Below are 13,578 nucleotides of genomic sequence, written 5' to 3'. Positions count from 1 at the left end.
GGCCGCGGTCGCAGCGAGCGACCCGCAGACCTCAATGCCAGCCGACCGCCTCAGACCTCCCGCAGCGCCAACACGGTGAGCGTCTCGAACGGGAACGACTCCTCGACGACCGGCTCGGCCTCGAACCCGGCGTCGGCCACGAGCGCGAGCACCTCCTCGTAGCCGGTCAGCGAGGAGACCAAGAGCAGAACGACGCCCTCCGGCGCGAGGACGCGCCCCACGTCGTCGAGGAACGGCTCGATGAGCTCGCGCCCCGACTCGCCGCCGGAGAGCGCGTGTTCCATCCAGTCGTCCCACTCGTTGTCGGGGTCGGTCGGGAGGTACGGCGGATTGAAACACACGGTGTCGAACGCGTCCGCCCGGAACGGCGCGAGGAGGTCGGCGACGACGCCCTCGACGCCGCGGTCGTGCGCCTGCCGCGCCGCGTGGGGGTTGAGGTCGCTGCCGACCACGTCGAGGCCGCGCTCCTCGGCGATCTGCTGTGCGACCCACCCCGACCCCGTGCCGACCTCCAGCACCCGGCCCGCCGCCGTCTCCACCGCCGCCTCCGCGAGCAACCCGGAGTCTTCGGCCGGCTGGTAGACGACCGCCTCGTCGAGCCCGCGCCGCTCCGCGAGGCCGCCCTCGTCGTCGGTCATCGGTCTCCCTCCTCCGCGTCGCGCTCTGACTCGTCGTCCTCCGTTGCGCTCGCCGACTCCTCCTCGCCGTCCCCGGCGGCCGACTGTGATCCCTCGCGGGTCGCGGCTCGGGCCTCGACGGAGGCGTCGAGCTGCGGGCCGGACGCGTCGGCGTCCCGCGCCGAGAGCGTCTGCTGCGGGAAGGGGATCACGATCCCCTCGTCTTCGAGCGCCGGCTTGATCGCGGTCATGGCGTCGGTCTGCGTGCGCCAGCGCTTCCGCATGGTCGGGTTCTCGATCCAGTAGCGAACCCCGAACACGACGGCCGAGTCGTCGAACCGCTTCGTCACGGCGTCCGGCTCGGGCCTGTCGGCCACGTCGTCGACGCCGGCGACGGCCCCTTCGATCACCGAGGCCGCGCGGTCGATGTCGGTCGCGTAGTCGACGCCGACCTCAACTTCGATCCGGAGCCGGCTCCGCCGCGACCGGTCGACGATCGACGTCGATCGGACCGCGTCGTTCGGCATCGTGATCACCTCGCCGTCGAACGAGCGGATGCGGGTGCTCATGATCGAAATCTCCGTGACGGTCCCCTCGTGGTCGCCGATCTCAACCCAGTCGCCGACCTCGAACGGGCGGGAGAACATCAGCACGAAGCCGGCGAGGATCGCGCCGAGCGTCTGCCGCGCCGCCATCCCGATGACGATCCCGAGGAACCCCGCGCCGACGAGGAGGCTCCCGATGTTGTCGGTGAACAGGCCGACGACCGCGAGCAACGCGGTCGTGTACACGGTTAGCTGGGTGAGCCGGAGCACCACCTCGCGCTGGTGTTTGGAAATTGAGGCGCTCTCGCTCGCGACCTCGGTTATGACGCCGCCGAGGAAGTCGGTGAGGGCGTACGCCGCCGCCAGGATCACCACCGACAACACCACGTTCGACACCTGGTCGGTCTGTACCGCCGATCGGACCGCCTCGAACAGCGCGCCGCTCCGGTCCCACACTGCGATGAGCGAGATGACCGCGAGCGCGGTCGCCGCCGCGACCGTCGCCGAGAGGAGGAGCCGCCGGATCGACGAGAGGTCGTCGCTCCGCTCCTTTATATACCCGGTGAGGATCCGCACGCCGAGGACGACGCCGAGGATCACCAGCGACGCCGCCACGCGCTCGGCGTTCCCCGTCAGCGCCCCGTAGAGGTCGCCGGGGACCTCGGACGGAGCCGTCGCGTTCTGCGCGAGGAGGGCGGATATCACGGCCGCCCCTCGCTACGATTCGCGCTCGACGCCGCTCGGCGGCCGCGCGCCAGGCCGAGCGACCCACGCCACGCCATCGGCTCAGACCTCCGTCGGCGAGCCGTGTTCGCGGGCCAGCTCCGCCAGCGCGGCGAACGCCGACGGGTCGAGGTCGCCCGGCCGCCGGGAGAGCACGTCCTCCTCGGCGGCGTCGACGACGGCCTCCGGCTCGTCGAGCCCGGAGATGTGGCCGGTGTTCCGGATCGCGTTCCGGACCGTCTTGCGCCGCTGGGTGAAAAGCGCCTTCACGAACCGGAGGAAGAACGCCTCGTCGCCCACCTCGTACTCCGGGTCGCGCGGGGTACACAACACGACGGCGCTCTCGACGGCGGGCTGGGGGTCGAACGCCTCCTTCGGGACGCGCTCGACGATCTCGACCGCGGCGTAGTGTTGGGCGGAGACGGAGAGCCGACCGTACTCGTCGTCGCCCGCCGACGCCACCATCCGGTCGGCGAACTCGGCCTGAAACATCAACACGAGCGGCTTCCCTTCTGGGAGCAGTCGGAAGGCGATCTCCGAGGAGACGCCGTACGGGAGGTTCGCGACGCAGGCGGTAAACGGCGGGAGGTCGACGTCGAGCGCGTCGCCTTCGATCACGTCCAGTCGGCCCTCGTCGACCGCCGCCGCGAACTCCTCGCGGAGGAACTCGGCGAAGGCGCCGTCGCGTTCGACCACCGACACCGTCGCGTCGTCGATCGCCAACAGCCGGTCGGTGAGCGCGCCCGCGCCTCCGCCGATCTCCAGGAGACTGCTCGTGTCGGCGTCGTCGGGCAGGTACGCGGGGATCCGGTCGAGGACGCGGTCGTCGACGAGGAAGTGCTGGTCGCGGTCGGGGTTGGCTCGGTCCCCGGCTCGCCGGGCGAGCGCGTCCGGGTCGCGGTCCCCGTACCCCGCGCCGGTGCTCGCCGATGAATCTGTCATGGCCGCGTTACTCCGCCGTTCCGGGTAAAAGTCCCGTTTCGGGCCGTCGGGTGCTTCCGCTGACGGCCGCGGGTCACTCGGCGCGCTCGACGAACCGCCGGTATTTAAGATCCGATTTGCGGATCTCCTCGACGATCCGCTCGATGAGCACCTCCTTCGGGCGGTGGAGCCCGGAGACGCGCTCCGTAACCTCTTCGAAGCTCTCGAAGGGGCCTCGCTTCCGCTCGTCGAGGACCTTGTTCCGCAGCTGCTTGCCGATGCCGGGCAGGAGGTTGAGCTGGTGGAGCCGCAGCGTTATCGGGCCCGCCTCGTTGTAGAACTCGACGAACCGACGCTCGTCGCTCTCGACGACGGCCTCGACCGCGTACTCGACCTCCGTGACCGCGTTCCGGGTGAGGTCGTCGAACGTCACCTCGCGGTACCGACCGACGTTCGGCCCGTCGAGCGCGATCCAGTCGCTCACCGAGACGTCCGCCGCGTCGCCGAGCGCCAGCTCGTACAGCCGAAACGCGTCCGTCCCGAGCCCGTACGCCACCGGCGACTTCCGGTACTGCGGCCGGTCGTCGTCCGGTCGCCCGTTGGGCATCACGTCCAGTAGGACGACCCGCGGCCCCTCCTCATCGCCGGAGTCGGGGGCCGGGTCGGACGCCGCCTCCGCCCCGGCGTCGTCGCCCGCCTCGACGGTGTCGCCATCGGGGTCTGTCATACCCGTATTACGGTCCCGCGCGGTGAAAAAACCGCTGGCGTGCGGGGTCGAAGCGATCGATCCCCGCCGACCGACCGCCGGCGCGATTCCGAGCGAGTGACACCCGGCGAAAGCCAAAAGCCGGGCTGTCACCGATTAGTGGTATGAACGAGCCCGGAACCGAGGGCGTGCTGTTAGATCAAGAGACGCTCCACGATCGGCTCGGCGACGCGCCCGCGTGGCTCCGCGACCACTACGAGGCGTTCCGCGAGTCGATGCTCGGCGAGCGCGACGGATCACCGTTCCCCTGCTACTTCGGCATCGAGGTCGAACGCGAAGGCGACATGCTGTACGCCGCCTGCGAGTCCACCACCGACCCGGCGGCCCTGCTCCGGTTCCGCGACGTGCTCGTCGAGTACCTCGACACCTACCCGGACCACGCCGAGCGCGCGCCGCTCGCGGTCTTCTTCGCGCCGCCCGAGGGCGACCCCGGCGAGGCGCACTACCACGAGCAGCTGTGGCACGTCCTCGAATTCCTCCACGTCCACGACCCCGAACCGTGGCCCGAGGAGATCCCGACCGACCCGGACACCCCGCGCTTCGAGTTCTGCTTCGGCGGGGAGGCGCTGTTCCCGACCTCGCGGGCGCCCTTTTATACCGACCGGAAGAGCCGGTACTCGCCGGTCGGCCTCGAAATCACGGTCCAACCCCGGACCGTCTTCGACGGGATCACCGCCGACACCGAGGCGGGACAGAACGCCCGCGACACGATCCGCGGGCGCATGGCGGACTACGACGGCGTCTGTCCGCACGCCGACCTCGGCGACTGGGGCGTCGAGGGCGACCGTGAGTGGACGCAGTACCTCTTCCGGGAAGACGAGGACGCGAGCCCGGACGCCTGCCCCCTGAACCCGACCCGCGACCACCCGAAGGCCCCGGAATCGCTGTTGGCGCCCGGCGCGTGGCGGCGGTTCGACGACGCCGCGACGGACGCCGACGGCGCGGCCGTGACCACGGGACTCGGCGATGACTGAGCCCGTCCCGAGCGTCGACGACGCCGTCCTCCTCTTGGTCGACTTTCAGACCGGCTTCGACGAGCCGGGGTGGGGCGACCGCAACAACCCCGACGCGGAGTCGGTCGCCGCCGCGCTGCTGGCCCGGTGGCGCGAGGGCGGCGGCCCGGTCGCGCACGTCCGCCACGCCTCGACCGAGCCCGACTCCCCGCTCCGTCCCGGCGCGCCCGGCTTCGAGTGGAAGCCGGAGACGGCTCCGGTAAACGGCGAACCGACCTTCGAGAAGTCGGTCAACGGCGCGCTCCTCGAATCGGGGCTCGACGAGTGGCTCCGCGAGGCGGGCCACACCTCGCTCGTCGTCTGCGGGCTCACCACCGACCACTGCGTCTCGACGACGGTGCGCATGGCGGAGAATCGCGGCTATTCGGTCTGGGTCGTCGCCGACGCGACCGCGACCCACGCGCGAACGACGCACGACGGGGGCCGGGTCGACCCGGAGACCTCCCACCGAGTCGCGCTCGCGCACCTCGACGGCGAGTTCGCGACCGTCGTCGAGCGCGGCGCGTTCGAGTGAGTCCGACCGGCGCTTCGCGCGCATCGACCTGATCCGCACGTTTTTGCCCGCGGCCGCCAAGCCTCAGGTATGCAACGCGGCCGCCGAAAGCCGGACTGGCTGAAGTCGCGTCCCCCGTCCGGCTCCCGGTTCACCGAGATCAAAGAGCGCCTCCGCGAGCGCGACCTCCACACCGTCTGTGAGGAAGCCAACTGCCCCAACATGGGCGAGTGCTGGTCGGGCGGCGACGGCGGCGCCGGCACCGCGACGTTCATGCTGCTCGGCGACCGCTGCTCGCGCGGCTGTAACTTCTGTGACGTCGAGACCGGCGGCATGGAGCCGTTAGACCCCGACGAGCCGGAGAACGTCGCGGACGCGGTCGGCGAGATCGGCTTAGATTACGTCGTCTTGACCTCCGTCGACCGCGACGACCTCGAAGACGGCGACTCCAGGCAGTTCGCCGAGACGATCCGCGCGATCAAGCGTCGCGACCCGGATATCTTAGTCGAGACGCTCATCCCCGACTTCAACGGCGACCCCGACGCGATAGACCGGATCATCGACGCGGGGCCCGACGTGATCGCGCACAACGTCGAGACGGTCGAGCGCCTCCAGTGGCCGGTCCGCGACCGCCGGGCGACCTACGAGCAGTCGCTCGCGGTCCTCGACCGGGTGGACCGCGAGTCAGACATCCACACGAAGACGAGCCTCATGCTCGGCGTCGGCGAGTACGACCACGAGGTGTACCGGACGCTCGGCGACCTCCGCGAGGTCGGCGTCGACATCGTCACCTTCGGCCAGTACCTCCAGCCGTCGCGCTCGCACCTCGACGTGTTCGACTACGTCCACCCCGACGTCTTCGAGACGTGGCGCGCCGTCGCGGAAGAGGAGTTCGAGTTCCTCTACTGCGCTTCCGGACCGATGGTCCGCTCCTCGTACAAGGCGGGCGAGCTGTTCGTCGAGGCGCTGCTCCGGGAGGGGAGCGCGCCCGAAGACGCGCGACGACACGCGCGGGCCGCCGGCGGCGACTGACGCGGCCCCGCCGAATCGCCGCGAATCGACAGCTATCGAAGGTGTTCGTGTCTCTGAACTCCGCCGAAACAGCGAGTTATTTACCTCTCCATATCTCACCCTGTGTCAGTGAGCCATACACATGGGAACAACTGAATCGTCGATCGTCGAGTCGGCGCGGGCGCGACCGGGGCTTCTTCTCGTCGTCCTCTTCGGTGGCCTGCTCCTCGTCGACCTCGCCGCGAAACTCGTCGGGCTCTCGATAGGCCCGCTCGGCGGGGCACTCTCCGCCGATCGACTCGGCTCGAATCTCTGGAACGGGATCATCATCGGTCTCGTCGTCGGTCTCGCTGGAATCGGGCTTTCGATGACGTACAGCATCCTTTCGTTTGCGAACTTCTCGCACGGCGACTTACTCAGCACCGGGGCGTTCACCGGTTGGGGCGTCGCGTTCCTGATCGCCGGCTTCGGCGACATCCCGGCGCGCGCGCTCTTGACCGTCCGCGACGCCGGCAACGCGACCGCGGGCGACGTCGGGGCCCACGTGCTCTCGACGCCCGTCGCGATCCTCGTCGGACTGATCGCGGCGTTCGTCATCACCGCCGCCGTCGCGCTGGCGCTCGACCGGGCGTTCTACAAGCCGATGCGCGACCGCGACGGGATCTCGATCCTGATCGCGTCGATCGGGGCCGCGCTGATCGTCCGGTACGTGATCCAGTTCGTCTACGGCTCGGACCGGCGCGGCGTCACGGCGAGTCTCGACGCCTCGAACATCGCGTTCGCCCCGCTCGGGCTCTCCGTCAACGCCCACGACCTGACCATCGTGGTCGCCGCGCTCGGGCTCATGCTCGCGATGCACTTCATGCTCCAGCGCACCAAACTCGGCACCGCGATGCGCGCGATGGCCGACAACAAGGACCTCGCGCTCGTCACCGGCATCCCGGCCGAGCGCGTCGTCACCGCCACGTGGATCATCGGCGGCGGGCTGGCCGGCGCCTCGGGGTACCTCTACGTGCTGCTTCGCGGGACGATCCAGTTCGACTTCGGCTGGCTGCTCCTCCTCCTGATCTTCGCCGCCGTCATCCTCGGCGGGATCGGCTCGGTGTACGGCGCGATCGCCGGCGGGCTCGTCATCGGGATCGTGTTCACGACCTCGACCATCTGGATCCCCTCCGACTTCAACGAGGCCGCCGCCTTCGCCGTGATGATCACCATGCTCCTCCTGCGTCCTGAGGGGCTCTTCGGAGGTGTTTCGACCGCATGAGCGCGTCCTCGTCTTCTCCGTCGGCCGACGATCGGCCGGAGAGCGCGACGGCCGCCGTCATCGACGCCGCCAAACAGAGCGACCTCGGGCTCGTCCTGGGGACGCTCCTTCTGGTGTACGCCGCCGCGACGGTGCTGACCTTCTCCGACGGGCTCAACAGCGTCGTCGGGCTGATGCGCACGCTGACCTTCCTCGGGCTCGTCTACGCGCTCGCCGCGCTCGCGTTGAACCTCCAGTGGGGGTACGCCGGCCTGTTCAACATCGGCGTGGCCGGCTTCATGGCGCTCGGCGTCTACACGATGGGCATCGTCGTTCGCTCGCCCGACCCGGCGTTCGGCCCGCCCGGATTCGGGCTCCCGCTCCCGGTCGGTATCGTCGCCGGGATGCTTGTGGCCGCGGTCGTCGGGCTGCTCGCGGCGCTCCCGGCGCTCCGGCTCAAGGCCGACTACCTCGCCATCGTCACGCTCGGCATCTCCGAGATCATCCGACTCTTCCTCCAGTCGAGCGCGTTCGACACGTTCCTCAGGGACACGCTCGGCGTCGGCACCGGTGGCGGTCGCGGGATGGGGATGCCGCAAAACCCCGTCCGCGAGCTGTTCCTCGTCGACGGCCAGGTCGGAACCCCGACCGCCCTCGGCGACGTCGTCTTCGGAACCCTCGGCGAGAGCGGGCTCGGCATCGCCAACACCATCCTGATCGACTGGGGGTACATCACCGTCATCGCCGCCTTCGTCGTCGGCTTCTACGTCCTCCTCGAACGGCTCGGTCGGTCGCCGTTCGGCCGGACGCTGAAGGCGATCCGCGAGGACGAACTCGTCGCCGACTCGCTCGGGAAGAACGTCGACCTGATCAAGATCAAGGTGTTCGTCATCGGGTGTGCGCTGATGGGGCTGGTCGGCATCCTCTGGTTCGGCAGCCAGGGTAACGTCTCGCCGACGCCGCAGTTCATGCCGGTGCTCACCTTCTACGTCTTCATCGCGGTCATCATCGGCGGCTCCGGGTCGAACACCGGCGCCGTCCTCGGCGGCATCGTCTTCGCGACGGTGCTGTTCGAGGGACCGCGCCGGGTTGGGTCGGCGGTCCGCGGCGTCATCACGGCCGAGACGCCGCCGTCGTTCGCCGACGCCGTGGCGACGCTCGACCCCATCTCGTTCCTCGCGTTCGTGACCGACAACATCGCGCCGCTCCAGTTCGTCTTCCTCGGGCTCATCTTGGTGTTCATCATGCACCGGCGGCCCGACGGGATACTCGGCGACCGGATCGAGACGGCTGCGGCCGTCGACATCTCGGAGCGGCCGAGCGGGGGTGAGTCCGATGAGTAGCGACATCCCCGACGCGTCCGACGTCGCGAACGAGGCGGACGCGGGCGGTCCGCCGGCCGACGAGCCGGAAGCGAACGACAGCGAGGTCGAGGAGGCGGCGAAGGTCGTCCCGTCCGGGTCGCCGCCGCTTCGGGTCGACGGGCTCGTCAAGCGGTTCGGCGGCGTCACCGCCGTCGACGGCGCCACGTTCGAAGTCGAGCAGGGGTCGCTCACCGGCCTCATCGGTCCGAACGGCGCCGGCAAATCGACCACGTTCAACTGCATCACCGGCGTCCACGAGCCGACGGCCGGCTCGGTCACGTTCAACGGCGAGGACATCACCGGGCTCGAACCGTATCAGATCGCGCGCAAGGGGCTCGTGCGGACCTTCCAGATCGCTCGCGAGTTAGAGGAGATGACCGTCCTCGAGAACCTGATGCTCGCGCCGAAAGGACAGATCGGCGAGTCGGCGATCCGCGCGGTCGCACCCGGACTCCGGGGCGACGTCATCGCGCAGGAAGAGGAGATCCGCGAACGCGCTTGGGAGACGCTCGACTTCTTCGAGATCGACCACCTCGCGACCGAACACGCCGGCAACCTCTCCGGGGGCCAACGGAAGCTCTTGGAGATGGCGCGGGCGCTCATGACCGACCCGGAGATGGTGCTGCTCGACGAGCCGCTCGCGGGCGTCAACCCCACCTTAGAGGAGAAACTCCTCGACCGGGTCCACAAGCTGCGCGAGGACGGCTACACGTTCCTCCTCGTCGAACACGACATGGACGTCATCATGAACAACTGCGAACACGTTATCGTCATGCACCAGGGCAGCGTTCTCGCCGAGGGGACCGGCGACGAGATACGGAACGACGACCGGGTCATCGAGGCGTACCTGGGGGAGGACATATGAGCGCCGACGACGCAGACGCCGCGACCGAGGAGGCAGGCGCCGCCGACAACAGCGCCGCGGAACCGGACGACGCGACCGCCCCCGAGCAGCCGGCGGCCGCCGACGTGCAGGCGGGAACGACGCACACGCTGGACGGCGACGCAATCCTCAGACTCCGCGACTTGGACGCCGGATACGGCGACCTCCAGATCCTCTCCGACGTCGACCTCGACGTGGCTGACGGCGAGTACGTGACCATCGTCGGTCCGAACGGCGCGGGCAAGTCGACGGTGATGAAGAGCGTCTTCGGGCTCACGACGTACATGGACGGCAGCATCGAGTTCGAAGGCTCGCCGATCCACGGCCTCGCTCCGGAGCAGATCATCCGCGAGGGGATCGGATTCGTCCCCCAGACCGACAACGTCTTTCCGGGACTGAGCGTGCGCGAGAACCTCGAGATGGGCGCGTACATCCTCGACGAGGTCCCCGAAGACCAGATCGAAGCGATCTACGACCGCTTCCCGATTCTCCGGGAACGGCAGGGACAGAAGGCCGGCACGCTCTCCGGGGGCCAGCGGCAGATGGTCGCGATGGGTCGCGCGCTGATGCTCGACCCGGACCTGCTGCTCTTAGACGAGCCGAGCGCGGGGCTCGCGCCCGACCTCGTCTCCGACATGTTCGACCGGATCGACCGGATCAACGACTCGGGGACGGCCATCCTGATGGTCGAGCAGAACGCCAAGGAGGCGCTGCGGCGCTGTGACCGGGGGTACGTCCTCGTCAACGGCGAGAACCGCTACACCGACCGCGGCGACCTGCTCCTCGGCGACGAGGACGTGCGGCAAGACTTCCTCGGCGGGTAAGCGTCCCACGAGCGGCTCGCGGCGGTCGCCCGCGACTGAGCCGGAGTGGGCGAATCGTCGACGCCGCGCCGACGCGGCGGCTCACGGCCGTCTGGCCATCTCTTTTGCTCTGTCGAGGCACTCGCCGCTTCTGTCGAGAAACCGGCATAAGCATCCGAGACGGGACAGCTCTCACCACATCCGTGTCTCGCTCGGCTGGCGTATTCGGTGGCCGGTCCTCTTCCGAAACGCCCAGCGCTGAAACCTTTCACCCGAAACGATTGGGGGAGACTCGGAGCGGAAGCTTCGCGCTTTAGCGCGCGGAAACTGTCGAGTTAGGACACTCGCCCGTTTTTGTCTCACTGCTGTGGCAAGACATCAGAGATCATAGGGGAGATATCTGTGAGAAACCCTCGTAAGTTGGATGCGCTTGCGGCATCGACACCGATGACCACCCCAGATGGCGGCTCTCGATAGTGTAGGAGAAGCCACTCGTCATACAGGTGAAGCGAGCATCGGTGGTCGCCAAACGGGAGTGTTTGGGTAGCAGTCTGCTCAGTACAACACCGCTTGATCTCCGTCACGGTCGGGTGTGACTCGGTTAGTTGCTCATCCGCGCGGCTGAGGGCGTCTGCTGCTGTTGGTGCGACCTGTAAGAGCTGACTCGAGTCGTCGTGGTAGATGAGCGTCAAATACAGATACTCTCCGAGCTCTGAACGGAGGCGTTGAACAAGCGTCTGCTGACTGGGAGGAAGGCAGCCATCCGGAGGGGACATATGTTGATTGTCTGTGACAAATTAATAACTATTTCGGCTGCTACAACAACCGGTCCCGATGTGATATATCAGTATCATGGTGATTTCACATAGAATCAGGGAGAAACCCCACGAGTTCAGTCGCGAGATGGATGCGACCACTACGACACAACCGATCTCCGATAGCTGACCGAGGATCGATGAAAGAGCGACATTCACTGGAGATTGGCTCTGTTGAAATCCTCTTACTCAACTATATTCTCCCGCGAACAGATCGGTCGCTAACGACCGTGTCCCGAGCAGGGGGTATGACGCCACCGTTGTACCCAACATTCTTTCCAAGTTGTCTCAAGGGTAGAGTATGCGAACAAAAGAGTTCGCCCAAGATACCGACGTGGTGTTTGCCGCTTGTAGGGAGGTGGTCGGATACGTTGGCTGGAAGCCAGTCGACGTTGAGAGTGATAAGTTGACTCTGAAGGCCTTCACACCGCTTTCTTGGAAGTCTTTCGGCGATAAAATTGAAATCCAAGTGTCCACCGAGAGTGGTCGCACCGTTGTGACCGTGTCATCGAAACCGCGATTCTCGCTCATGAATTGGGGGAACGACCTCGCAAATGAGGGCGTTTTCTTAGAGAAATTGGCACAAGAGATACACCGGTACAGTTCCCGCTAACGAGCAGTGACAGCTCATGCTGTTCTGAGTGCTAGAAGGGGAAGAAATAGCAATTTCAGAGGGTTTCAACAGAGCCAAACGAACAACATCGCCGTGGCTGGCAACGTCCTCATAGAACTCGTAGTCAGCAACAGCACGTATCGGCCGCTACAGTCGATCTCTACTTAAATACCCCATTCGCGTCGCTTCTGGGAGTCGTTCAATCGTCTGACCCGTCGCGACGACAACGCAAAAAATCGAATTCGGAACGGTCGCGGCTACGAGACGCCTACTGGTTCAGGACGCTCGACCACTGGCTGGTGTACGTCGCCTGCGCCGGCTCGAAGGAGACGCGGTTCGTGATCGTTCCGTCGGCGTCCTCGAAGGCGGCGACGTACTGCTCCTCAAGCGACTGCCCGTAGGCGTCGTTGAGGTACAGCGTCCCCGACGAGGCGGCGCCGACCGTGTCGCCGCGCGCGAGTTCGGCCATCGCCGGCCCCTGCAGCAGGTCGGACGGGGCGGTACGGAAGATGTAGCCGTTGTCGTCTAAGTCGGTCACGGCCGGACTCGTCGACGACGGCGACATGCCCACGACGCCGTTCGGGATGTAGACGCTGTCGGCCACCTGCAGGTTGACGTTCGAAGAGGCCGGTCCGACGACGGCGCCGAAGCCGGCGTCGACGAGCGCGTTCGCGCCCGAGATACCCGCCTGCGGGTCGGTCTGGGTGTCCTCCACGCGCGTGTTCACCGTCACGTTCAGGCCGGCGTCGTTGACCTGCGTCGCGGCGAGCAGCGCGCCGTCGCGGATCGGCCCACCGAGCGGACCGAGGTCACCGGTCTCGGGCATCAGCACGCCGACCTGGGCCTCGAACTCGTCGACGCCGACGGGGTCGGCCGCCGGCGCGTTCAGGTCCTCGTCCGAGAGCTCGTTCCCGAACTCGAGGGTGTCGAGCGTGACGATGTCGCCGTCCTGGAAGTCCTGTACGTCGTACGCCGCCGTGGCGATGTCGCCGTTGACGTCGAAGTCGACGCTCGACGACGCGCCCACGTAGTGGACCGGGTTGCCGGCCGCGACGGCCTCGACCGCGTCGGGGAGCGTCTCCGGGCCGAACTCCTCGCCGCCGGGGTTCGCGACGGTCCGGACGCGGTCGCGGATGGCCTCCCCGTTGTTCTCGCCCGCAGCGGTCGCCGCGAGGATCTGGACCGCCATCGCGTCGTACGCCTGCGCGGTGAACACGCCCGGTGCGGTGTCGTACTCCTCCTCGTACGCGCTGGTGAAGAACTCCGCGCCCGGTCCGCTCGCGGACGGCGCGGTCCCGATGACGTTGTTCATGTCGTTGTCGACCTCGCCGGGGAGATCGGAGTCGATCAGCCCGTCGGGGACGATGATGTCGAGGTCGGGAACGTCGCCCGCGAACTCGGAGTAGAAGTCGCGGAACAGCTGAATTCCGGACTCCGGGAACCCGACGACCATCACGGCGTCGGGCGCGCTGCTGTCCTCGCCGTCGCTGCCGTCGGAGCCGTCGGAACTCCCGGAGCCGTCGGAGCCGTCAGACCCGTCGCTTCCGTCGGAGCCGTCGCCTCCGTCGGACCCGTCTCCGCTTTCGGTCGAGCAGCCGGCGAGGGCTGCGATGCCGGCCACACCGGCGCCTTTGAGTACGTCGCGTCGCTGAATTCTTCGCCTCATTCTGAAAGGGAGTACCATACGCGCGTTTATAAGTGTGTCCACGATCACAAATACCACAGGCTCCCCGGCGATCCGAACACCCCCGATCTGGGGGCGCTGCCG

12 protein-coding genes and 1 pseudogene are annotated in these 13,578 nt (G+C 67.6%); 8 read left to right on the top strand and 5 right to left on the bottom strand.

Translation table 11 applies throughout. From position 1 onward, the window contains the following. Window positions 1–50: 50 nt before the first annotated feature. The 4 genes from DOS48_RS24115 to DOS48_RS24100 form a co-directional block, all read right to left on the bottom strand. Entirely contained in the window at window positions 51–638 is a 588-nt protein-coding gene (locus tag DOS48_RS24115; RefSeq protein ID WP_127118146.1) for a HemK2/MTQ2 family protein methyltransferase, read from the bottom strand. Next, window positions 635–1,867 (bottom strand): mechanosensitive ion channel family protein, encoded by a 1,233-nt coding sequence (locus tag DOS48_RS24110; RefSeq protein WP_127118145.1) that lies wholly within the window; start codon window positions 1,865–1,867, stop codon window positions 635–637. Before DOS48_RS24110 ends, DOS48_RS24115 begins: the two co-directional genes overlap by 4 nt. Window positions 1,868–1,948: 81 nt before the next feature. Further along, window positions 1,949–2,827, bottom strand: coding sequence for a 16S ribosomal RNA methyltransferase A (locus DOS48_RS24105; RefSeq protein ID WP_127118144.1), 879 nt, complete (start codon window positions 2,825–2,827; stop codon window positions 1,949–1,951). A gap of 73 nt (window positions 2,828–2,900) precedes the next feature. Continuing rightward, complete coding sequence (locus DOS48_RS24100; RefSeq protein ID WP_127118143.1) at window positions 2,901–3,533, bottom strand: DUF655 domain-containing protein; 633 nt, start codon at window positions 3,531–3,533, stop codon at window positions 2,901–2,903. 143 nt (window positions 3,534–3,676) lie between these two features. On the opposite strand from DOS48_RS24100, the gene DOS48_RS24095 reads away from it, so the two are divergent. From DOS48_RS24095 to DOS48_RS24060, 8 genes and pseudogenes are all read left to right on the top strand, one after another. Next, window positions 3,677–4,546, top strand: coding sequence for a YqcI/YcgG family protein (locus DOS48_RS24095; RefSeq protein ID WP_127118142.1), 870 nt, complete (start codon window positions 3,677–3,679; stop codon window positions 4,544–4,546). Beyond that, window positions 4,539–5,099 carry a cysteine hydrolase family protein gene (locus DOS48_RS24090; RefSeq protein WP_127118141.1) on the top strand — a complete coding sequence of 187 codons (561 nt, stop codon included), beginning with the start codon at window positions 4,539–4,541 and terminating at the stop codon, window positions 5,097–5,099. Before DOS48_RS24095 ends, DOS48_RS24090 begins: the two co-directional genes overlap by 8 nt. Continuing rightward, a pseudogene (lipA, locus tag DOS48_RS24085) lies at window positions 5,100–6,110 on the top strand (lipoyl synthase); the annotation flags it as partial. A gap of 121 nt (window positions 6,111–6,231) precedes the next feature. Then, window positions 6,232–7,353, top strand: coding sequence for a branched-chain amino acid ABC transporter permease (locus tag DOS48_RS24080; protein WP_127118139.1), 1,122 nt, complete (start codon window positions 6,232–6,234; stop codon window positions 7,351–7,353). Further along, the gene (locus DOS48_RS24075) at window positions 7,350–8,675 is read left to right on the top strand and encodes a branched-chain amino acid ABC transporter permease (protein ID WP_127118138.1); all 1,326 of its coding nucleotides are present in this window, start codon (window positions 7,350–7,352) and stop codon (window positions 8,673–8,675) included. Before DOS48_RS24080 ends, DOS48_RS24075 begins: the two co-directional genes overlap by 4 nt. Beyond that, entirely contained in the window at window positions 8,668–9,561 is an 894-nt protein-coding gene (locus tag DOS48_RS24070; protein ID WP_127118137.1) for an ABC transporter ATP-binding protein, read from the top strand. Before DOS48_RS24075 ends, DOS48_RS24070 begins: the two co-directional genes overlap by 8 nt. Then, complete coding sequence (locus DOS48_RS24065; RefSeq protein ID WP_244629335.1) at window positions 9,558–10,403, top strand: ABC transporter ATP-binding protein; 846 nt, start codon at window positions 9,558–9,560, stop codon at window positions 10,401–10,403. The genes DOS48_RS24070 and DOS48_RS24065 overlap by 4 nt, the downstream gene beginning before the upstream one ends. Before the next feature lie 1,095 nt (window positions 10,404–11,498). Then, a complete protein-coding gene (locus tag DOS48_RS24060; protein ID WP_127118136.1) occupies window positions 11,499–11,810 on the top strand; it encodes a hypothetical protein in 312 nt (103 codons plus the stop codon). Window positions 11,811–12,078: 268 nt separating this feature from the next. Here the strand turns inward: DOS48_RS24060 and DOS48_RS24055 are convergent, their stop codons facing one another. After that, window positions 12,079–13,476, bottom strand: coding sequence for an ABC transporter substrate-binding protein (locus DOS48_RS24055; protein WP_127118135.1), 1,398 nt, complete (start codon window positions 13,474–13,476; stop codon window positions 12,079–12,081). Window positions 13,477–13,578 lie beyond the last annotated feature (102 nt).

The organism is Halorubrum sp. PV6 (assembly GCF_003990725.2).
Taxonomy (GTDB): domain Archaea; phylum Halobacteriota; class Halobacteria; order Halobacteriales; family Haloferacaceae; genus Halorubrum.
This window is presented reverse-complemented; position numbering and strand designations above follow the sequence as displayed.

Coding starts and splice junctions, on each gene's coding strand:
- DOS48_RS24115 (WP_127118146.1), bottom strand. CDS start 638: ATGACCGACGACGAGGGCGGCCTCGCGGAGCGGCGCGGGCTCGACGAG.
- DOS48_RS24105 (WP_127118144.1), bottom strand. CDS start 2,827: ATGACAGATTCATCGGCGAGCACCGGCGCGGGGTACGGGGACCGCGAC.
- DOS48_RS24100 (WP_127118143.1), bottom strand. CDS start 3,533: ATGACAGACCCCGATGGCGACACCGTCGAGGCGGGCGACGACGCCGGG.
- DOS48_RS24095 (WP_127118142.1), top strand. CDS start 3,677: ATGAACGAGCCCGGAACCGAGGGCGTGCTGTTAGATCAAGAGACGCTC.
- DOS48_RS24090 (WP_127118141.1), top strand. CDS start 4,539: ATGACTGAGCCCGTCCCGAGCGTCGACGACGCCGTCCTCCTCTTGGTC.
- DOS48_RS24080 (WP_127118139.1), top strand. CDS start 6,232: ATGGGAACAACTGAATCGTCGATCGTCGAGTCGGCGCGGGCGCGACCG.
- DOS48_RS24075 (WP_127118138.1), top strand. CDS start 7,350: ATGAGCGCGTCCTCGTCTTCTCCGTCGGCCGACGATCGGCCGGAGAGC.
- DOS48_RS24070 (WP_127118137.1), top strand. CDS start 8,668: ATGAGTAGCGACATCCCCGACGCGTCCGACGTCGCGAACGAGGCGGAC.
- DOS48_RS24065 (WP_244629335.1), top strand. CDS start 9,558: ATGAGCGCCGACGACGCAGACGCCGCGACCGAGGAGGCAGGCGCCGCC.
- DOS48_RS24060 (WP_127118136.1), top strand. CDS start 11,499: ATGCGAACAAAAGAGTTCGCCCAAGATACCGACGTGGTGTTTGCCGCT.
- DOS48_RS24055 (WP_127118135.1), bottom strand. CDS start 13,476: ATGAGGCGAAGAATTCAGCGACGCGACGTACTCAAAGGCGCCGGTGTG.